Raw genomic sequence first — 20,842 nt, forward strand, 5'->3', positions numbered from 1 at the left:
CTCATAATTGGAATGAAACGTAATGCGAGAGGATGAAACGAAATTGTCAATTTCTATTCCTGATCTATCATTAAGACCATTTTCTTTGTCGGTAGAACGAGTAATGGATTCATCACCCGAGGTTCTGTTCAAAGCATGGACGAAACAGTTTGACATCTGGTTCGCTGCACCGGGCAGCGTTATAATGCAAGGAGAAATCAACACGGTTTTCTATTTTGAGACTTCATTTGAGGGAAAACGTCACCCCCATTATGGAAGGTTTTTAAGGATTGAGGAAGACCGGCTTGTAGAACTTACATGGGTTACTGGGGCCGGGGGAACAAAGGGTGCTGAAACAGTTGTCAAAGTCGAGTTTGAACCAAATGGAGACGGAACTAACCTGCGTCTTACACACGCAGGGTTTCCAGATGATGAGTCAAGGGCTCAACACAAAGAAGCTTGGCCAATTGTACTTGAACAGTTGGATGTACGTGTGAAGGAAAGGTCTTAAACATTCATACAATAGGATGAAGTCGACAAATACTTGTTGGCTTTTTTTATTGCATATAAGGATGAAACTGTGTAGTCACTTATACAATCTGAATTCGTAAAATTTCACATTAATTTGTATAAAAATTGTAAAACAGCCAATGACAATAGACAAATTTAAGATTGGTGTGGGATTAATGGATGTAATACAGCTCCGCTTTTATTGGGTATAATCCTGTTCCTAGCGGGGATTTATATCATAACATTTTTTGTGAAGCGGGCTAAAAATAAAAAAAAGAAAAACGATATTGATCCAAATGAAATTGTGGTGAAGAATCAAGATGTGATCCTTCAGTTTCCAATTTTATAGTCAAATCTTAGGTTATAAAGATATCCTCCCCTTCATATTCTTAATGGTACTGTTTACGAAGGGGGAGATTGCATGGATAAAGAAATAAAAAGCGTTTCAATTGAAGAAATTGAGCTGCCTCATTTGTTCACATTTGAAAAAGAGCAGGAAAAAGTCGAATTTGGTTCTACAAAATACTTTAAAGATGTTTACAGCGAAAGAATAAACAATCTTCTAAGTGAATTCCTTCACTGCAATATTGAACAGGTAATTTCAAATTGTGATGGCAATGTAGAAGAAATCAAATTAAAAATAAGTAACCTTATAGAAGTTTATTATCAAGCAAGACTAAAGTTTGAAAAGACTAAGCATCAACTTAGGGTTTTTTAGTCATAAAAAAGAAGATCCTCAACCAGTTAATGGTTGGGATCTTCTTTTTACATTAGGCGGTCTGCAGGATGAAATTAAGGAGTGTACATCTGACTAAGTTAAAAAAACTCTCCATTAAGAGACGGGTTTTTTCGGTATTTGTACTTTAATACTTCTGAGTTATACCTATATTAGAATATGTGAGATTATAAATTAAAGCCGGACGTACTAAAAGGAACAAATGTATTTCCTTAGATGAAAGAAAAAACCACCAATAATAGGTGAGGCTGGCAAGAAAGGTTTGCGAAATAATGGAAGTTTAAAAATCCCCTTCTATAGGAGAAATTCATTAAACAAGGTAAAAGACTGTTGAGACATTCAAAACGTGCAACAACTATTCTAGGTTATTGCACGTTTTTTTAAATTTCCACATATAAAGTTGCTAGGTACCAGTGAGTTTCACAATCTTAATTCATTCGTATTTCTACTATTATATAATCGTAGAGCTTTTGCTATATTTTTTCTCGGTTGTGAAGGACGACCCATGTGTTTACCTTGATTTTGCTCTTTCTCTACTTCAGGTGTTCGTTCAACTGTACTTACTCTCGCATAACCAATCTTCCTAATTAAACTCCTTTTGTCTATAAATTAACAATCTTTTATACCTTTTGTTACAGACTATCTTTTAGACTAATTTCCACTAAAAAAATACACGGAATGTCACTTTGTTTGATAATTTGCGCTTATTTTAAGTGTTATCTTGCACATCCAACTTTAAAAACCCAGCTAATCTTCTCTTGTGAAGGTAGCTGGGTTTCTTAATAATTTACATCCAATCATTTATAGAATTATTCTGATCTGTTTAGTAAAAAAGCAACTGCTTATTGTTCAACAATCGCCCCCGATTGTTCCATTAATCAAAACCAATCCATCACCATCTCCCTTTTTCTTACTCCTAACTTATCCTGATTTCACCATAAAGCCCCCGATTATGGAAGATCATTATATTTTCTTATTAAAGATAAGCACCCGTTAATTGAAGAAGAATTAACTCAGTAGCTTGTTAAAAATACTTTCCCTTTGGTCTCTTTAGAAGATTCAACAACATCAATAGCCGTTTTTATATTAGACAAGTCATACTTAGAATCTGCCATCATCAAACTTAATTTTTGCTCATCTATTAGCCTTATCAAACGACTAAAGGTTTCTTGCCATTTATTTACGGAGACATTTTTATTCCAATTCCGTAAATGAAACATATTAGCATTAACTTTTGCTGTATTTACAATATCTGCCCAGTTTACTTGTATCCCTGATAAAAGACCGATGGTTAAAAAATTGCCATTAGGGTGCACACAAAAAGCCAAGTCGTTTCCAGATGAACCTCCAACAGAATCAATAGCAGCATCCGCACCAATTCCATTAGTTAATTCCATAACTGTTTCATAGAGTGAAACATAAGAGGTATCTATTACATAAGACGCACCAAGATGAAGTAAGTCATCTGTATATTTATTATTTCTAGTGACTGCAATTAGTCGAAAACCTAATATTTTCGATAATTGAGCAAAAATATGCCCAATAGAAGAACCACACGCATTAACCAACAAAACATCATTCCGTCTTAATTTTAAAAATTCCGTACAAGTCACCCACGCTGTAATTGGATTGATATACATTTGTGATGCAGTAAAATCATCAATAGAATCCGGTATAGGAACTGCAAATTCTGCTGATGACTTAACAAGTTCTTGCCAAGTGCCTTCCCCACGTAAAGGTAAAACACGTTTCCCGATAAGATTTTTAGAAACTAAAGGACCTACTTCTTCTACAATACCAACTCCTTCATAACCAGGAATATTCGGTAAAGAAATCCGATGGGAATATGCCCCTCTAATTGGTATTAAGTCAGAAGGATTTATAGGTCGTGCTAACATTCGAACAATGACTTCATTATCTTTTGGTGGTTCTATGCGTTTATATTCAACTTTTAATACATTTTTAGGACTACCAAATTCATAGAATTTAATACATTTCGCATTCAAAACAATAAAGTCTCCTTAATATAAATCCGGATTTATTTAATTATATCATCTTCAATAACCTGCCCTTTACTTCAATATGGACGACCTGGTAAATTGGATGAAATTGGGGAATTGGTCACTTATCTAGCTTCAGACCGTTCTAGTTATATTACAGGTACAACCGTTAATATTTCAGGTGGAAAATCGCGCGGATAAATAATGGTATCAACCACTGAGATCCCTTTCATCCAAATTATGAGTGATAACGAGGATGCTGGTTAGTTTTAAAATTCAATATAGAAGCGTTGTATGTTCTATCATTTAACTTTTAAGTAAGTATTTAATCAACAAACAGGTGCGTTTGTATTATAAGGTTAGCCAGTTATTTTACTGGTTGACCTTTTTTAATAGAACAATTTATATCAGAAGGCAAGGTAGGACGTACGAGTGCGTGGGACTTTATAAAACCATAAGCTTGTCTCAGTCTTACTCTTTGGACATTACGCACGGTCAACCTCATTTCCAATCGGGCCAGATTGGAGAAGATCAATTAGAATGAAATGGAGATTGTGAAGGGTTACACTTAAACTAACTGGCAGCATTCCTGTAATGAAGAAAAATGGGATTTGAACAAAAAATAAACCTCTTGGTAAGATATGAGTGTCCTGAAGCTGGCCAGCGAAAAGGACAAAACATATATACCAGGAGGCCTTCAATATGAATTATAACCAAAATGAAAAGATTGCTCAAATAACTTCTCAAACACTAATTGTAGGTGTAGATATTGCGAAGTACAAGCATGTAGCTCGTGCTCAAGATTTTAGAGGACTAGAGTTTGGAACACCTTGTCACTTTGAGAACACCAAAGATCATTTTGAACTCTTTTTAGGCTGGATAAAACATTTGATGGAACAGAACGGCATGGAACAGGCGATAATAGGAATGGAGCCGACAGGTCATTATTGGCTCAACCTCGCTCATTTTCTGAAAGAAGAGGAGATAAAGTTTGTAGTTGTAAATCCTATGCATGTGAAGAAATCTAAAGAATTAGATGATAATTCTCCAACCAAAAATGATGTGAAGGACGCTAAAGTCATTGCACAACTAGTCAAAGATGGGAGATATGCCGAACCTAATATTCCACAAGGAGTTTATGCAGAACTTCGTGTGGCAAGGAAAATACGCGATCTCTTATTTGTTGACTTACAAGCTGTGCAGGGGCAAATTCATAACTGGTTAGATCGATATTTTCCTGAATTCCTTACAGTGTTTAAGGATTGGGAAGGAAAAGCAGCATTACAATTATTAAAGTTAAACGTATTACCACATGAGTTAGAGATAGTCTCGGAACAAGAGATCCTAATTCACCTCAGAAAGGCTGTAAAACGTGCGGTTGGACTCAGTAAAATTCAGGAACTTAAACGGGTACTCTATCGGTATTCGTGAAGGTTCAAGGATGGCTAAATTAGAGCTTCGCACTTTACTAGACAAGTATGAGTTAATAAATGAAAAGTTCGAAGAACTATATGTAATAAGCTGATACGTATTCTTTTTACGATTGGTACAAAACAATGTGAATTTAGTGAAGATAGAATGTTGAAGGATATTCCTCATATGGCTCCTTTACTGAAAGCAGCTTAGGGTTCATTAGTTAATATTCAAAAGGTTTTATTTAGGATTATTATTTAGACATTTGAAGCACGGATTAGTCAGTAAAACAATTAAAGTACGGACTTTGATCCTGTCGGGCAGCATCACTGACATCCACCTCATGGAAAGGTTGGACGAAGGAATTTTGGAGCGTAGACTCTGTGAGATATGGGAGGGTTGACCTCCATGAGACATGTGGACATCCACCAGTGCAACCATACTTTAACTAGGTAACCACTTTTTGGATAGGAGTGGTTAGGTAGTTAAGGACTTTTTTTCTCTAACGCACCAAAAATAACCATACTTTCAACTTACTTCCATGACTTTGATGTCTAATTAAAATAAATCCTAATGAAATCTTAAGAAAAAGCTAGAAATCCAGAGTTATTCCTTTCTTTATAGAGGGAGTTTAGTGGAATAATAAAGAAGTAGGCGGAGAAAATACCCTTTGAGGTGATTTATATGCGTGTATTGCTTCTCCACCTAATAGTTGCATTAAAGCAATAATTTCTTTTTTGACAGGCTTACAATCTTGAAAGACCGAGTTTTGATGCAAGTACAGATAAAAATTGATAGTAAGTAGTTTATTAATATCATAACAATCTATCTACGTAAGGTTAAGAAATAAGAACCTCCAATTGCTAATACTAGGAAAAAGTGTATATTATCCTACACTCTTTTTTGTATTATTAATCCGATTATGCTTTTTCGCCCATAGTTTTTCAATATAACCTGTCCCAAATAGAACTCCAGCTACAATAAACACAAATCCAATCAATTGTGAAGCTGTAATGGTTTCATTTAAGAAAAGTGCGGAGAACACAAGACCAAAAAAAGGAACAAAGTTATTAAATATGACTGTTTTCCCTGCTCCTATCTGCTGAATCGCTGCATTAAAAACTATATACCCCACACCTGTTGCCACTACCCCTGACACAATAAATAAAAAGTAAATAAATAAAGAGGCTGAAGTCATTTCATTGAATCCTTTAGGTTCAGTTATAAAACTAATAATCAACAAACCTATTGAACCTAATAAGTACATTATTGTTGTTACCTGTTTTGAATCGAGAGTTGCTGTTGCCTTTTTTACAAAAATAAAACTAATGGCTTGGACGAACATAGCAATAAATAAAATCAATTCTCCTTGAGACAATTGCATATTACTGAATGAACCACCTTGAATAAAAAAGACACCAGTTAATGCAAGAATAAAACCTATCGTTCGCAATTTAGTTAATTGTTCACCTAAAAAAAGGACAGCGAGTATTGCTGTTGAAAGCGGAACTAATGCAAGAATTAAAGAAGCATTCGAAGCATCAATCATTGTTAAACCTACTGCTATAAGCAAGTGATGTAGAATGACACCAAATAACATTCCAAGTAGTGTATAAATCCATTCTCTTTTCGATAAACGACGAAAGGATTTTCCAAGAACGATTATGATTAATGCTGTAATCCCAGCCATCATAATTCGAAATGCCGTCATGGTTTGTGGAGGTAATTCTTCCACCAATACTTTAATTATAACCATATTAAGTCCCCAAATTGCTGTGACAAAAAATACTAAACCATAAATTAGTAATAATCGCTTTTGATCCACAAACTTCCCTCCTTTGAACCTTTTAGATTTCATCGTCTACTCCTAATAATCTGCGAAACAGCTTATATTTCGCAGATTATTAACCTGTTTTTAAAATAAAGTAATTAATCACCATTCTTTTTCTGAATTTTACATTTCGATTACTGTCGGAATGTGCTTTGCATAGGTTAGGAAGTTATTGACGATCAGCTTTGTTTTGACCTTCATATATCCGGTTGTCGTTCCATCACTACATCCATACCACTCTTCCAATAGCACATCCTTATCAAAAACAACCTGCACAAGATTTTCCTTGTCCATTAAAACACCAAATACAGTAGCAGCACCGATTTTTACATCCAGAATACTTTCCATCAGATCCGCAGGAGCAAAGGATACGCGTGAAATGTCGAGTGCATTGCTAAAATCTTTTGATTTGAATGGCTTATCTACGGTAGTTATAAATAAATAAAACTTTGTCTTTTTACTATTGCAGAGGAACAGCGTTTTTACCATTTTCATATCCAATTTTTGATTGATCTCGATACAGTCCTCCATCGAAATTGCTTCATCTGTATTTACTCGTTCAAATGAAATCTGTAACTTTGTCAATGATTCGTAGACCATTTCTTGTAGCGGAGAATTATAGGTATCTGGTGATTTTTTCATAATATCACTCACAAAAAACATCTATATATCCCTTTCCTTTCCTAACTTGAATTTTTGATAGTAATAACATATCATGTTCACATGTATTACAAAAACGAATATTTATCATGAAATGCATGACAAAAACAGATGGAAAAGGAAAAGAGTATGAATATCCAAAAATATATGGCATTTATAAAAGTAGTAGAATTCGGTAGCTTTACAAAAGCTGCCGAAGCATTGGACTATACACAGTCTGGGATCAGTCGTATGATTAACGATTTAGAAAAGGAATGGGGGGTTTCTCTTTTTGAAAGAGGACGTGCCGGTATCAGTTTAACCTCGGATGGCTTAAAGTTACTGCCCCAATTAAAGAGAATCTGTAATGAGCATGAATTCTTAATGAGGCTGATCGAAGACTTACACGATATGCAGACTGGGATGATTCGTATTGGGACATTTTCTAGTGTAGCAACCCATTGGCTCCCTAACATTATTAGAATTTTTAAGAAGGATTACCCAAAGATAGATTTTGAACTTCTACTTGGTGATTATACAGAAATTGAAAGCTGGATTCTAAATGGACGTGTTGACTTCGGATTTGTGCGGCTACCGTCAAAACCAGAATTAGAAACTATCTTTGTGGAGCAAGACCGTTTGCTGGTAGTGATTCCGCTAAATCATCCTCTTGCTAATTGCGAAAAGTTTCCAATCAACGACTTACTGAATAGTCCGTTTATGCTATTGGAAAAGGGAGCAAAAGCAGAAATCTCTGAAATTTTTGAGATGCATCATATTTCACCGCAAGTTAATTTTACAACATGGGATGACTATGCAATTATGTCTATGGTGGAAAACGGGCTTGGAATCAGTATATTACCAGAATTGATTTTACAGCGTATTCCTCACAAAATTATAGCGAAAGAGCTTGAAATTCCTGCTTTTAGAAATATTGGTATAGCTACGAGAGAGCAAAAATCACTTTCCCTTGCGTCCAAGAAATTCTTAGAATATTTATCATATAGGAACAGAGAGTGAATAAGTATGATGGATCAGAATGTAAAATACACATGACAGTCTGTTCGAAATATTTCAAATCATGGTTCGCGCCTATACTCTGGTCCGAACCTTTTATGATACTGAAGAAAATATTCAGACAGGCAACAATGCATGTTTTTTTTCGCATTTTCAACTATTTAGCAATCGGGCGCGATTGTTGAATAAAACTTTATTTTACCCCCATCCAAAACAGGATGGGGGTATGCGTTTTGGAAGTATTTAACTTTTAACAACTTATTATAACCTTGACATTTCCTTATTGCGGGTGGTGTCAGCTTCGCTGGTACTCCCCAGTAAAGGGCGGATTGAGGTAACCATCCAAATAATAATTTACAATAACCAATAAACTAAACAATATAAACTCATAAAAAAGAAATTTTAAATAATGCATTTTAACTACACCTCTTATCTACAATGTAACCAATCCTCATTCAATATCCTGCCCAATTCCTCAATAAGAAAGGCGATCACGCTTTGCAGTAATCGCCCCCGATTGTTGAGTAAGGAGTTTGTTATTTTTGCTCAATATGATGGAGTATATATTCTGTCCGTATCGGTATCAATTACGTAATCCACTTGTATTTCTTCCTCAAAAGGAATAATGTCAAAGTTATTTATTCTGCAAAATATCCTAGGCAGCTCACGAACATCAGCAGCCATTTGTTTTGCAATTAAATACATCTGCTTTAACTCTTGTTTCGAACATTTTCTTCCTGTTATCAGTATTTGATGATAAAGTCCATCAATTTCAACTATCATTACATTCACGATTGGTTGCTAGCCAATCTATATAGCACTGGATATTTGAACTATTCAATGACAAATAGCGTTAATCCTTCTTAGGTTAACGCCCCCTTTAGTTGAATAAAAAAATTCATTTTTCAAATCTAACTAACGTTTTTTCAGGTATTTCAATCTGGTCAATATCAAAGTTATTGATTTGGAGGATTACCTTACCCTCTCGCTTTTCAGCTTCTTCTCCTACCCAACAACTATACAGCTCAAAAAAATCGCCTTTCTCAAGGTAACTGTCCATAATTTCACATAGTTCTATTAGCTTCTTTTACGATTCGGCACACGTTTTTGGGTTCATATATTCCGTAATCTCAATTCCCACAAGAACCGGGTTTTTCTTATGTTTTTATTTGTACCTTTGTCACAATGCAGTTATTAAACTCCCCAGTTTGTTCAATAAAAAAGACGATCCCTATTAAAGAATCGCGCTCGATTGCTGAATATCAATTTTACTCAGAATATAGTAAGAAGACTTCCATTAAAGCCCCCGATTGTGGAATAACACCTTTGCCTTATCAATGAGTTTCTACTGGAATTTTACTTATATCAGAAACATCTTTATGGTCGTATTTTACAACTTGAAAACCTGGTATGAGTAAAGTGATTGTGTCAAAACCATAGGGTGGCATTCTAGCTCTCTCGTAGGTTATAATCTGGATTGTGATATCGTATTTATCATCAAATTCATCTCGATCAATATTTATAATCCTTTGAGAATGAAACAGCTTTGATTCTCCATAAAAAGTTTTAGTTGCATCAAGGATTTCTTTCCCAATAGCCCTTAAAAATGCCTGCTCAAGCACTACTTCACTACCGACCGTAGCTATTTTTTTCTTCTCAATCTTCACAGACCTCTAATTAAAACGGCAAATGCAAATGATAGTGTTGATAAGACCTCAAGTGAGTATTTTCAGATTGGATACGGATACATCTTTGAGGAACTTCAGGTCAGTAAAGAGCATTTCAAAAAGGAAATCATACTACCCAACAGATTACCGCCTATATCATTTACTCATAGTTTTGGCAGGTTTTCTGATTTAGATGGGAACCTTAATGATCAGTTTGAAGTTGTATATGTAAATGAAGATAAACCACAACATACTTACAGTTTATCAGTTAGGCCGGTTAAAAGCGGTATTAAGTTTGAGGATAAACACATAACCCAAACCGTTAAATTAAAGGATGGTAGCAATGCTATTTATTCCAAAAGGGTAAGAGGGTTTAATCTTATGGTAGTTGAAAAGTTTGGCTTTCAATACATTTTGAGCATTCCTAATAAAGCGAACATAGACGCAAAGGAAGTATTAGCTGAAATTGCTAACTCAATAAGTGAGCATTGATATCATTAGGGGCGTGGTTATTCATCAATCGCCCCCGATTGTTGAATTTCATTTATGTTGTCTTATCGAAGAAAAGCGCCAGATTGCTGAAGATGGTTATATAAGGGATAGGCTCTACAAATGTTCTTAGAAAAGCCCCCTCTAACTGTCCAGAATCTTCTGGTATGCCTTCCTTACTTGTTCAATCTGAGAAAGGTGTCTTCGCACATGTTGAACACGATACTCCAACAATTGTTTGATGGTGAACTTTCCTGCATCAGGATACACCCCCACCCGTTCAATTTGTTCAGGTGAAAGACTGTTCAGTATAGGCAGCATGCTAGAACGAAGTAGTCTGAACAGATGAAGATATTGTTTACGGTCCAACTGATCATAACCCAAGCCATCCACCCAGGCGTTCTGGTCAACCGAAAACAAAATAGGTTCCTCCTCAGCCAAGACTTTTTTTATCCTTTGTGTAGAAACTAATTCGGAATCCGCTATATGTATTAAGATTTGATGAATACTCCATTTTTCAGGTGCAGGTTTAAATCGAAGCTCCTCTTCAGTAAGACCTTCAATAGCTTTTCGTAACATCTCATATCCTTGACCATACTCTTCAATTAGTTCCTTCACAATTGATCCCTCCAATTTTAATGTAAATTCTACAAATAATATATTCTTCCCGATACATTCTTTCCTTTCCTTAATCAATTAAAGTGACCTTTAACTGATTAAAGATCAAGAAAAAATGGACTGCTATAACAGTCCATCGTGTTCAATTCTTGCGCCCGTTTATTGAAGATCCTTAATTCTAATTAATTTAGTAATAGATCATGCTTTATTTATCCCGCATTTTTAAACAAATACTTAATCTTATCAACATACTTTGGATGTGGCTTGCTGTTGATTAATAAAAGCAATTGAATGACGACAATTGGCAGGAAGGATTTTTTGTAGGCTAAATACTTCGGTTCCCACGTGCAGACAAATTTACTTTTGAATTCTTTCAGCCCTTTAAATTTATAAAATGAATTTCCGTGAAGATAGACTAATCGTGCCAACTTTTCTTTTTTAAAAGAAAATGGACTAACCCCGACATGTGCAAGAGGCGTCATTCCTAAGCTGCAGTGCTGATAGCCCATTTCTTTTGCCCATTTAAAAATGTGAATAAATAAAACATCCATCGTTCCATGCGGGCTGTCGGAAGACTTCCTCATTAAATCAATGGTCATGGTCTTTTTATAATCGTTTGCCAGTGTCGCAAATGCTACGATATTTCCCTCTGGGTCCGATAACAAAGCAATTGGAAAACAAGAAACATACTCCTCACTGAAAGATACGACTGAAAATCCCTTTTCCTTTTGGTCCCCCAGCCATGAATCTGAAATCACTCTAAGCTCCGACAGCAAATCATTGGAATAAGGAGGATTAATAACCTTAAAGGTGTAAGAATTACGGGTGAATTTATTAAGGCTTGTCCGCAGCTTTGCCCCCTGTTTTCCCTCAAGGGTAAATTTATCGAGGTTGACAATCGCCTCTTCCCCTAATTTGAGGAACCGATAACCTGTGTCATGGTAAAAGTGCATGAATCGAGGGCTAATTTGATAAAAAACAGGTGTAAGCCCTATGCTTTTACTATACTCATTAAATTCTGTAATGGCCGCTTGAATAGGCGGTTCCTCGCCAATCGGGTCACCGAGAACAACCAAGTTATTTCCAATTTTCTTATATGCAATTAAAACTCTTCCATCCTGCGCCCAGTACACCTCTTTATCCTGTAGCAAGATGAGGTGTGACAGATGGTTTCCGCCTTTTTCTTCTAAAAAAGGAATAATCCGCTCCAGTTCAAGCTCTTCGTAAGCTGAAGAAAATCTCTTGTTAACCCTATATAAAAAATAATTTACAAAACCAATAGTAAATAAAAAGAAAAGTGTTATTTCAATCATTAAGGTAAACCTCCTGATAAAATTCACCTTTTTAAAGATAACATACAAATACTTGAATAAATAGATAATTTCTTTTCCAAAAGTTTTTAAAAAAATTCACCTACTCATATGTATGATAAATCTGTAAGAACACATTTTGAGAGGGATTGTCATGGTCAAAGCAATTAAAGAGTATTCTTTAGAGGATTTAATGGTAAGAATCGAAGAAATTTTCAATGCAAATCCAACGGAAATCATACTTTTTTGGTAGAACCGAAATATGGCTAAAAAGGAGCGATTTAACCTGGTATATTTGTATTTTCCGAAAAACAAATAAATATATATCTAATTTTCTTTAAAGGTTTTATTCCACAATATGGCCCTTTAATTGAACAATACAGCTGGAATTTATGGATCAAAAGAAAAACCCTATAATTAATACAGGGTTTTTATCAAACTTTATTTTAAATGATCAATCTTTTTTATAAATTATCATGAATTTCTTCTAAAATAGAGCAATTTGTATTACCTTAAAGATAGTAATATATATGTAAATTACTAAAATATAGAAGTTTATATATATTCTGCCCCTTTAGCTCCAAAAGAAAAAGAGCTGCCAAAGCAACTCCCTTATTTAAGTGGGTTGATGTGGGATACACCAATCGAATCCTTCTTTTTTTAGATGCGAGTAACATTCTATAAAACTGTTACGAATTTATATGTTACTCCATTTAAGTTTCCTACACGGTAAGCGAACTACTTATATTAATACGAGTCTTTTCCGTCTATGCTTGAATTAAAGTGTGACAATAATCGGACCATTTTTAGTAAGGATAATCGTATGTTCCAATTGAGCTACATAGCTTTTTTCCGTAGCATAGGTCCAACCGTCTTCTTTTTGGAATACTTCTTCTTCAAAGGTTGAGATAAATGGTTCGAATGCGATAACCATTCCTTCCTTTAATATTTCATTATCCCATGGATCATTATAATTACAAATATGGTCAGGTGCTTCGTGTATTCTACGTCCAACACCATGTCCTGTAAGGTTTTTGATAACAGTGAATCCATGCTGTCTCGCTGTTTCGAAAACTGCTTTTCCGATTCTACTTTTTTTGGAACCGGGTTTTGCTTTCTTAAGACCTGCTTCAAATGCCTTTTTAGCAACGTCGCATATTTTCGTTAATACTTCTTCTCCTTCTCCTACTACAAATGAGATTCCTGTATCTGCAAAATAACCGTTCTTTGAAGCAGATACATCTATATTTACTAGATCCCCTTCATGAATAACCCGATGACCCGGAATACCATGTGCCACTTCTTCATTAAGACTAATGCAAGTATAGCCAGGAAAATCATATTCACCTTTTGGAGCTGAAACTGCACCTGCTTTTTCTAAAAGTTCTCCGGCTATATCATCAAGTTCTTTGGTCGTTATGCCAGGAATTGTTCTTTGTACCAATTCATCTCTAATGGAGGCAATAATTTTGCCAATTTCCTTCAAACCATTAAAATCTTCTTCTGTTTTTGCAATCATTTTTTTCCTACCTCATTATCTTTTTTCATCAAAAAACTATATAAGTATTAATTGTACCTTTATTTTCTCGAAAAATAAAAGCAATGTAAATTATTTGGTACAATACCCCCAGCTTGAATTTTTCTTCGATCAAGAAATAGACCACAAAAAGGATCTAGTACATATGACTATACTATTAATTGGATTTACCTTCCACTTTTCTTCACAATCTCACACCGATTTCACATAATTATCCTGTTTTGTTTGGAAGTCTTATTCCATTAATCTGCCCGATTGCTTAATACCAATTATTTCAAAACCAGGTGATTAACTCAATCTTTTAATCCAATAAAAAAGACACTTACCTTATTACAGATAAGCGCCCGTTTGTTGTATAAAAGGCATAAAGGTAGTCCCTACTGTAAGGATTGCCTTCGTCCTAAACATATTATTATTTCTTACCAATTAATATTTCTAAATCAACGGTTATTTGAACTGAATCCCCTTCTAAGAATGATTTAACTTGTCCCTCTGTGGCTGCCCATGATAAGGGAGTCATTTGAATCAGTGATTGAATTGAAAGTTTATTAAGGGTAACGGTATAACATAGCCTTGAGCTACCTACCACTTGGAAATTCTCATTATATCGTTCAACAGTATCTACATTAGAATAGGATTGTTTTTCAGGTTCATCGAAAACAACTTCTCTTAATTCTTTCAAGTAGCCACTTGCGGAACAACTTTCACTAATAAACCATCAGCTTTTAACAATCTATTAAATTCTGTATAATTTGAAGGTGATAAGATGTTCAGCATAACATCAAATTGCTTATCGTTAAATGGAGTATTTGCAAGGTCAGCAACAGCCCAAATCTTATTGGTGTAGTTCTTAGAAGCTACCAAGATACCTTCTTTAGAAATATCAATTCCTACTCCTGTTACTGTTTTTTGATAATCAGAACTAACAATATCACAAATGTTAGATAGGTGCGAACCCTCTCCACATCCCATATCTATTAAAGAAATTGTTCCTTTTTTAATACCAACATGCTTATTTATGATTTCAGCAATTGCCTTACTTAGTGGTTCAAAAAAGCCATCCTCTGCAATAAGTTTCCTTCGTGCTTCGAAAAGGTCCTTACTGTACTTAGTTCTTACCGGGTGAGTCGTCAAGTTGATATACCCGTGCTTGGCAAAATCAAATGTATGATTATTTGAGCAGATTAAACTTTTTAACTCAAAAACATTCATTGGTGAATCACAAATAGGACACTTAAAAATAGATTCAAAATTACTTAAATATTTTGCACCCTTTATTCTTTTGTTTATTTTAAACAAAGAAGCCACCTCATTCATTCGTTTTTAGATAAATGAAAAAGGCATAGACAAATAAACCCTCATCAAATTTTTTCAAAAAAATTTGATGAGGATTTGAAAGTAGTCTATACCTATTACTATCTATAACGAATGAATTGAATAATCATGGAAATAACCCCTTTGAGTAGGTTTATAGGAATTTAACCCATAAAACACATTAGCATGACTAACTTCTCATTTCAAGTATATAACTTTTCTAACTTGTGATTGTTTCAATGTAATACTGATTTGAAATCATTTGAAATGGCGTTTCATTCTTCTACAATCTGGCCCGATTGCTGAACAAGAAAAAATCTTGTACATTATTGAAATTTATTTCAAATCCACATTTACTAATGCTTTTTCATTTATACATTTAGATTACTCATTTGTCTTCTATGTTTCAAAACTCGTCCTTTTCTGAACACGCTTCTTTTTGATTTGAAAGGGGCTTTTTTATTGTCTTAAGTGTAATAAAACCCTGTTCACTATTCTATGTTCAATAACCTTTTTATTTTTATCTTATATTACAATCAAATTAGAGTAAAAATTAGAAAGAGTGATAATTGGTGTTAGTTGGATATGCACGTGTGTCGACAGGATTGCAAAATTTAGATTTGCAAACAGATGCGCTAACGCAACATGGTTGTACGAAAATTTATCACGATAAGATGAGTGGGACAAAAAAACAACGTCCCGGTTTAGTGAAAGCACTTCAGTATGTACGTGAAGGCGATACAATTGTCGTTTGGCGATTGGACCGACTAGGACGTAACATGCAAGATTTGATTCAAATTGTGAACAGCTTAAATGAACGAGGTGTTTGCTTTCATAGTTTGCAAGAAAACCTAACAATGGACAAAAGCAATGCAACGGGGCAATTGATGTTTCACTTATTCGCAGCGTTTGCAGAATTTGAACGTAACCTGATCGAGGAACGCTCGGTTGCAGGACGAGCAGCTGCAAAAGCGCGTGGGCGTCTAGGTGGGCGCCCAGAGAAGTATGGACCAAAAGATATTGAAATGATGAAAGCTTTAATCCAAAGTGGTACACCGATTAAAGATGTTGCGGAAAAGTGGGGCGTGTCTCGCACGACGATTTATCGTTATTTAGAAAAACAGTAAATCGGAAGTAATGAAGAAACCCAGCTAATCTTCTCATGAAAGGTAGCTGGGTTTTAAAGTTGGATGTGCAAAATAACACTTAAAATAAGTGCAAAATATCTCTAAAAATGACACACGGAAAATAAATTCTAAATATAATCGTCTAGAAGTTACAACTTTTGGACGATTCCTATTTGGATGTAAATGAAAAATGAAATAAGGAATTTGAATCACTTGTTTTATAAACAAATACTTCCAATAGATATATCTTTGCACCTGACCAAATCTCTAAAAAACCAAACTTCTATTTATTTCCATTTTATACCTACCCTTTATCAAAACCGTTTGTAAAAGTGTACTTTCTAAAATTCATTAGAAAAATGAATGTCGATAATTAGAAGCCACAATAAATTAGGAGTCAATGAATGAGAAATCTTTTTGGACAAAAGAGAAAACATGTTATCTATAAAGGAGATATCCTTTACAATCATTCCCTAGATCGTTTCAGTCGGAACAAATAAGGGATTTTACAGGAGTGGAATGACATCAAAAATATTCAGGCCGACATTATAGATTTAGATATGCCGTTGCTCATACAACTTTCCTACAGATTTTATCGTGGATGTCACAAGAAGAACGAGATCGTATTAGAAAACGGCAGCGCGAAGGGATTGATTTGGCTTTGCAAAGTGGTCCAACGTTTGGTCAACCCAAAGTTTTCAGGCTACAGAAGAGTTTGAAGAAGTGTATGTTTGGTGGAAATCAGGGGAGTTTACTGCTGTGAAGGCCATACAAGAAATAGATGTAAAGAAGAAGACTTTTTATAAGTTAGTCAATGAGTTTAAAGGGCAGTATAAAAATAGCCTATATAGAAGAAACTCGTCAAAAAAAGCCTTTGCTCGGCATGAACTATACCCTTTAAAATGGACAGATTAATAAAAGAGACTATGCTACAGTAGGTGATCCTGGTATTTCTTACACCCTGACTAATTTCTTACAAATTACAATAAAAATATTTTATTTTTTCTGAATATATGATATAATTAATTTAGTTTAATATACAAAACCTAATTTAAAATACAAAACCGAATAATCTTAATTAAACCAAAGAGGTGAAATAATTTGGAACCAAAATATCGGGTTCCTGCAATTGAAAAAGCTAACTCAGTCCTCAATTTAATTGCTAGGGAACCATCTCAACTTCGCTTAATAGACATATCTAAATCTTTGGAAATCAATAAAAGTACAATGTATTCCCTATTAAATACACTTGAAACTCTTGGATGGGTTGTAAAAGAAAAAGGGGATACTTACTCACTTGGACCATCATTAGGCGCACTTAGTGCTGCATATTTTCGTCAATTTAATATTTTACAATCTTTTTATTTAGAAGCAGCGAAATCTGTAAATAAGTTACATGAAAATATCCAACTAGGTATTTTAGACGGAGGAAATGTTGTTTATTTGGCAAAAGAAGACAGGAATTCACCAGTTCGTTTAGTAACAGATCCAGGTATGCATTTTCCAGCTCATGCATCTGCAATTGGTAAAATTCAATTATCACAATACAATTATGAGCAACTTGAAAAATTGTATCTAGAAAAACAATTAGAAAAGAAAACTCCTTATACTATAACGGACATCGATGAATTATGGACACAATTAGAAAAGGCTAAAATACAAGGATATATTTATGAGTCTCAAGAAGGGGCTCTAGGGTTTTTCTGCGTAGCAGCACCAATTTATAATCACGAAGGCAAAATTATTGCTGGAGTTAGTTTTACAATGCTTGAAAATAGCTGGAATACAAAAAGAGAAACAGCACGTGAAGAAATTATAGATTTAGCTCAACGATTATCTAAGCAAGCCGGATATACAAATTTTCAATACAAAACTGAAGCAATAGAGAGAAAAAACAACATTTAATCATAAAGTCTCAAAAAGAAAAAAGTTAAGGAGGTGAATGCCATTAATTTTGAAAGCGCTTTATTAATCAACTGAATAAGAACCTTACTCACAAGATAGTTCATTTTTGAAAATGGATCAAATTGTTCTTAACCGTTGTACAATTAGTATTTAGTAGATTTAATAATAGAATAAAAAAGGGAACAAATGCACAAATGTAGTTAATGTCTTATAAGAAATTTATTCGACCTATCTAGTTAACATTGATGTAAAACTTAAACTAACAATAAAGAAAAAAGGAGAGTATTATGCAAGCTAAAACACAATTTCATGGAGTTATTCCACCCGTACCTACAATATTACACAAAGATGGGCGTATTGATGAAAAGGGGATGGAAAATCTTATTGATTTTCTAATCGAATCAAAGGTAGACGGGCTGTTCTTTTTAGGTTCTGGAGGCGAGTTCGGCCAAATGTCTGTTGAACTAAGAAAAGATGTGGCCCAATTTGTAACTCGGTATATAAATGGTCGTGTACCTGTTTTAATCGGAACAGGCACCACAGGTACAAAGGAAACCATTTCATTAAGCTTGCATGCAAAAAAAGTAGGAGCAGATGGTATCGTTGTCATTAATCCTTATTATTACAAGCTAACTGAGGACAGTCTTTTTCAACATTTTGCAGAAATTGCTGAAAATGTTGACCTACCGATTATTTTGTATAATTACCCGGAATTAACAGGACAAGATTTATCTCCGGAATTTGTACTTAAGTTAGTGAGAGCATATCCACATATCGTTGGAATCAAGGATACGGTTTTGTCAGTAGGACACACAAGAGAAATGATCCTAAAAGTGAAGTCTGAAAAAACTGATTTTTCTGTGTTTTCCGGATATGACGATCACTTCTTGAATAATTTGTCCCTTGGGGGAGATGGGTCAATTCCTTTAACTGCGTCTTTCGTACCGGAACTTTCGGTAGGTATCTATCAAGCTTTTAAGCAAGGTAACTATGGCCATGCAATTGATTTACACCGCCAATTGGCTCCTGTACTACTTTTATATAAACTAGATTCACCTTTTATGAATGTTGCGAAAGAAGCAATTCGTCTGCGCGGGATAGAGATTTCTACAGATGTTTTAGCACCAGTCCGTTCACTTAGTGCAGAAAAGAAAGAACAATTGAAAAGTTTTTTAAATGAATTATTAGATAAATCTATTATTCTTTCATAAGTTATGCTGCTTTTGAATTTGAATGAAAAGTGCTCTAATTATAGAAAATTAGCAATAGGAGGTTGAAAAAGATGAAAACGCAAACAAAAGTCAAAAAATATCGAATGTTTATTGATGGAGAATTTGTTGAATCTAGCTCCAATGAGACAACTCAAGTTATTAATCCGGCAACGGAAGAAGTTATTTCAGAAATTCCAAAAGGAACCGTGGAAGATGTACGTCGAGCAATTGATTCAGCAGAACGTGCACAAAAGGAATGGGGAAAGCTTCCAGCTGTTGAAAGAGGAAAATATTTACGAGCTATTTCTAAGGAGATTCGTAAAAATGCAGATGTCTTAGCTCGCACAATTTCAGAGGAAATGGGAAAAACCCTATCTCTTGCTGAAACGGAAGTAAACTTTACCGCAGACTATATCGATTATATGGCAGAGTGGGCAAGACGTTATGAAGGTGAAATCGTACAAAGTGATCGACCGAATGAGCAAATTTTCGTTCATAAAGCACCAATTGGAGTTATTGCCGGCATTCTCCCTTGGAATTTTCCGTTTTTCTTAATTGCTCGTAAAGCAGCTCCTGCTTTGATTACAGGTAACACCATTGTTTTGAAGCCAAGTGATGTGTCACCTAATAACGCGATGGAGTTTGCTAAGATCATTGAAAAGGCAGGAATACCTAAAGGGGTTATAAATGTTGTGACAGGTAGCGGCAGAACACTGGGTCAAGAATTATCAGGAAATTCAAAGGTAGGGATGGTTAGCCTAACAGGAAGTTATAATTCTGGAGTAGCTGTTATGCGTGCTGCGGCGGATAACATTACGAAGGTATCCCTAGAATTAGGTGGAAAAGCACCGGCTATTGTTATGGATGATGCAGATATAGAGTTGGCGGTACGTTCTATTGTCGCTTCTCGTGTAATTAATACAGGACAAGTATGTAATTGTACAGAGCGAGTTTATGTCCATGAGACAGTAGCTGATGAGTTTATTGAAAAGGTAGTAAAAGCAATGGAACAAACAAAGTACGGGAATCCTTTGGTTGATGAAAATCTTGATATGGGACCTCTTGTTAGCGAAGAAGCCCTTGTATCGGTAGAGAGAATGGTTCAAGAAGCAGTAGCCAGTGGTGCTAAAGTGCTAATAGGTGGTAAGCGTTCAGCTAGGGAAAAAGGATTTTTTTATGAACCAACTGTACTTGTTAATGTAAATAATGGGATGGACATTATGCAACAAGAGATTTTTGGTCCTGTTCTGCCCATTGCAATCTTTAAGGATTTAGATGAAGCACTAGAATTAGCAAATGATTGCGAATATGGCTTAACGTCATCTATTTTCACACAGAATTTAGATGTGACTATGCGTGCAAGTAAGGAATTAGAGTTTGGAGAAACGTATGTCAATCGTGAAAATTTTGAAGCGATACAAGGTTTCCATGCAGGGTGGAAGAAGTCTGGTATTGGTGGAGCTGATGGAAAGCATGGGTTAGAGGAATATTTGCAAACCCATGTTGTGTATCTTCAACATAACCCGAATAAAAAATAAT

15 protein-coding genes and 3 pseudogenes are annotated in these 20,842 nt (G+C 34.9%); 9 read left to right on the forward strand and 9 right to left on the reverse strand.

Annotated features, from left to right (window positions below; genetic code table 11):
* The first annotated feature begins 103 nt into the window (after window positions 1-103).
* Complete coding sequence (locus tag QFZ72_RS06780; protein ID WP_307439628.1) at window positions 104-490, forward strand: SRPBCC family protein; 387 nt, start codon at window positions 104-106, stop codon at window positions 488-490.
* Window positions 491-910: 420 nt separating this feature from the next.
* The gene (locus QFZ72_RS06785) at window positions 911-1,207 is read left to right on the forward strand and encodes a hypothetical protein (RefSeq protein WP_307431108.1); all 297 of its coding nucleotides are present in this window, start codon (window positions 911-913) and stop codon (window positions 1,205-1,207) included.
* A gap of 1,031 nt (window positions 1,208-2,238) precedes the next feature.
* Here the strand turns inward: QFZ72_RS06785 and QFZ72_RS06790 are convergent.
* Entirely contained in the window at window positions 2,239-3,231 is a 993-nt protein-coding gene (locus QFZ72_RS06790; protein ID WP_307431111.1) for a zinc-dependent alcohol dehydrogenase family protein, read from the reverse strand.
* A gap of 78 nt (window positions 3,232-3,309) precedes the next feature.
* Between QFZ72_RS06790 and QFZ72_RS06795 the strand changes: the two are divergent.
* Together QFZ72_RS06795 and QFZ72_RS06800 are read left to right on the forward strand one after the other, a co-directional pair.
* A pseudogene (locus QFZ72_RS06795) lies at window positions 3,310-3,426 on the forward strand (SDR family oxidoreductase); the annotation flags it as partial.
* Window positions 3,427-3,927: 501 nt separating this feature from the next.
* Window positions 3,928-4,735, forward strand: a pseudogene (locus QFZ72_RS06800) (IS110 family transposase); the annotation flags it as partial.
* A gap of 789 nt (window positions 4,736-5,524) precedes the next feature.
* Here QFZ72_RS06800 and QFZ72_RS06805 read toward each other — a convergent pair.
* Window positions 5,525-6,463 carry a DMT family transporter gene (locus QFZ72_RS06805; RefSeq protein ID WP_307431114.1) on the reverse strand — a complete coding sequence of 313 codons (939 nt, stop codon included), beginning with the start codon at window positions 6,461-6,463 and terminating at the stop codon, window positions 5,525-5,527.
* Window positions 6,464-6,592: 129 nt separating this feature from the next.
* A complete protein-coding gene (locus QFZ72_RS06810; RefSeq protein ID WP_307431117.1) occupies window positions 6,593-7,132 on the reverse strand; it encodes a prolyl-tRNA synthetase associated domain-containing protein in 540 nt (179 codons plus the stop codon).
* A gap of 126 nt (window positions 7,133-7,258) precedes the next feature.
* Here QFZ72_RS06810 and QFZ72_RS06815 point away from each other — a divergent pair, with 126 nt between their 5' ends.
* A complete protein-coding gene (locus tag QFZ72_RS06815) occupies window positions 7,259-8,128 on the forward strand; it encodes a LysR family transcriptional regulator (RefSeq protein ID WP_307431119.1) in 870 nt (289 codons plus the stop codon).
* A gap of 543 nt (window positions 8,129-8,671) precedes the next feature.
* Here the strand turns inward: QFZ72_RS06815 and QFZ72_RS06820 are convergent.
* The 6 genes and pseudogenes from QFZ72_RS06820 to QFZ72_RS06850 form a co-directional block, all read right to left on the reverse strand.
* A complete protein-coding gene (locus QFZ72_RS06820; protein ID WP_307431121.1) occupies window positions 8,672-8,830 on the reverse strand; it encodes a hypothetical protein in 159 nt (52 codons plus the stop codon).
* Window positions 8,831-9,459: 629 nt separating this feature from the next.
* Window positions 9,460-9,792: a DUF3888 domain-containing protein gene (locus tag QFZ72_RS06825; RefSeq protein WP_307431123.1), complete on the reverse strand. Its 333-nt coding sequence runs from the start codon at window positions 9,790-9,792 to the stop codon at window positions 9,460-9,462.
* Window positions 9,793-10,425: 633 nt separating this feature from the next.
* Window positions 10,426-10,899 (reverse strand): DinB family protein, encoded by a 474-nt coding sequence (locus QFZ72_RS06830; protein WP_307431127.1) that lies wholly within the window; start codon window positions 10,897-10,899, stop codon window positions 10,426-10,428.
* Window positions 10,900-11,108: 209 nt separating this feature from the next.
* Window positions 11,109-12,212, reverse strand: coding sequence for a phosphatidylglycerol lysyltransferase domain-containing protein (locus tag QFZ72_RS06835; protein WP_307431130.1), 1,104 nt, complete (start codon window positions 12,210-12,212; stop codon window positions 11,109-11,111).
* Between the two features lie 775 nt (window positions 12,213-12,987).
* Entirely contained in the window at window positions 12,988-13,728 is a 741-nt protein-coding gene (gene map / locus QFZ72_RS06840; RefSeq protein WP_056524056.1) for a type I methionyl aminopeptidase, read from the reverse strand.
* Window positions 13,729-14,158: 430 nt separating this feature from the next.
* Window positions 14,159-15,036: pseudogene (locus tag QFZ72_RS06850) on the reverse strand (putative RNA methyltransferase).
* Between the two features lie 596 nt (window positions 15,037-15,632).
* On the opposite strand from QFZ72_RS06850, the gene QFZ72_RS06855 reads away from it, so the two are divergent.
* From QFZ72_RS06855 to aldA, 4 genes are all read left to right on the forward strand, one after another.
* On the forward strand, window positions 15,633-16,187 hold the full coding sequence (locus tag QFZ72_RS06855) for a recombinase family protein (protein WP_307431142.1): 555 nt from the start codon (window positions 15,633-15,635) through the stop codon (window positions 16,185-16,187).
* A 1,101-nt stretch (window positions 16,188-17,288) separates the two neighbouring features.
* A complete protein-coding gene (locus QFZ72_RS06860) occupies window positions 17,289-18,092 on the forward strand; it encodes an IclR family transcriptional regulator (protein WP_307431145.1) in 804 nt (267 codons plus the stop codon).
* A 287-nt stretch (window positions 18,093-18,379) separates the two neighbouring features.
* Window positions 18,380-19,303 carry a dihydrodipicolinate synthase family protein gene (locus QFZ72_RS06865; protein ID WP_307431148.1) on the forward strand — a complete coding sequence of 308 codons (924 nt, stop codon included), beginning with the start codon at window positions 18,380-18,382 and terminating at the stop codon, window positions 19,301-19,303.
* A 71-nt stretch (window positions 19,304-19,374) separates the two neighbouring features.
* Window positions 19,375-20,841: an aldehyde dehydrogenase gene (gene aldA, locus QFZ72_RS06870; RefSeq protein ID WP_307431151.1), complete on the forward strand. Its 1,467-nt coding sequence runs from the start codon at window positions 19,375-19,377 to the stop codon at window positions 20,839-20,841.
* Window position 20,842 lies beyond the last annotated feature (1 nt).

It is taken from the genome of Bacillus sp. V2I10 (genome assembly GCF_030817055.1).
GTDB lineage: Bacteria > Bacillota > Bacilli > Bacillales > Bacillaceae > Bacillus_P.

What these genes read in the sequence shown, in the direction of transcription:
- QFZ72_RS06815 (WP_307431119.1), top strand. Translation starts at nt 7,259, where the DNA reads ATGAATATCCAAAAATATATGGCATTTATAAAAGTAGTAGAATTCGGT.
- map (WP_056524056.1), bottom strand. Translation starts at nt 13,728, where the DNA reads ATGATTGCAAAAACAGAAGAAGATTTTAATGGTTTGAAGGAAATTGGC.
- QFZ72_RS06785 (WP_307431108.1), top strand. Translation starts at nt 911, where the DNA reads ATGGATAAAGAAATAAAAAGCGTTTCAATTGAAGAAATTGAGCTGCCT.
- QFZ72_RS06865 (WP_307431148.1), top strand. Translation starts at nt 18,380, where the DNA reads ATGCAAGCTAAAACACAATTTCATGGAGTTATTCCACCCGTACCTACA.
- QFZ72_RS06820 (WP_307431121.1), bottom strand. Translation starts at nt 8,830, where the DNA reads ATGTATTTAATTGCAAAACAAATGGCTGCTGATGTTCGTGAGCTGCCT.
- QFZ72_RS06835 (WP_307431130.1), bottom strand. Translation starts at nt 12,212, where the DNA reads ATGATTGAAATAACACTTTTCTTTTTATTTACTATTGGTTTTGTAAAT.
- aldA (WP_307431151.1), top strand. Translation starts at nt 19,375, where the DNA reads ATGAAAACGCAAACAAAAGTCAAAAAATATCGAATGTTTATTGATGGA.
- QFZ72_RS06780 (WP_307439628.1), top strand. Translation starts at nt 104, where the DNA reads ATGGATTCATCACCCGAGGTTCTGTTCAAAGCATGGACGAAACAGTTT.
- QFZ72_RS06810 (WP_307431117.1), bottom strand. Translation starts at nt 7,132, where the DNA reads ATGTTTTTTGTGAGTGATATTATGAAAAAATCACCAGATACCTATAAT.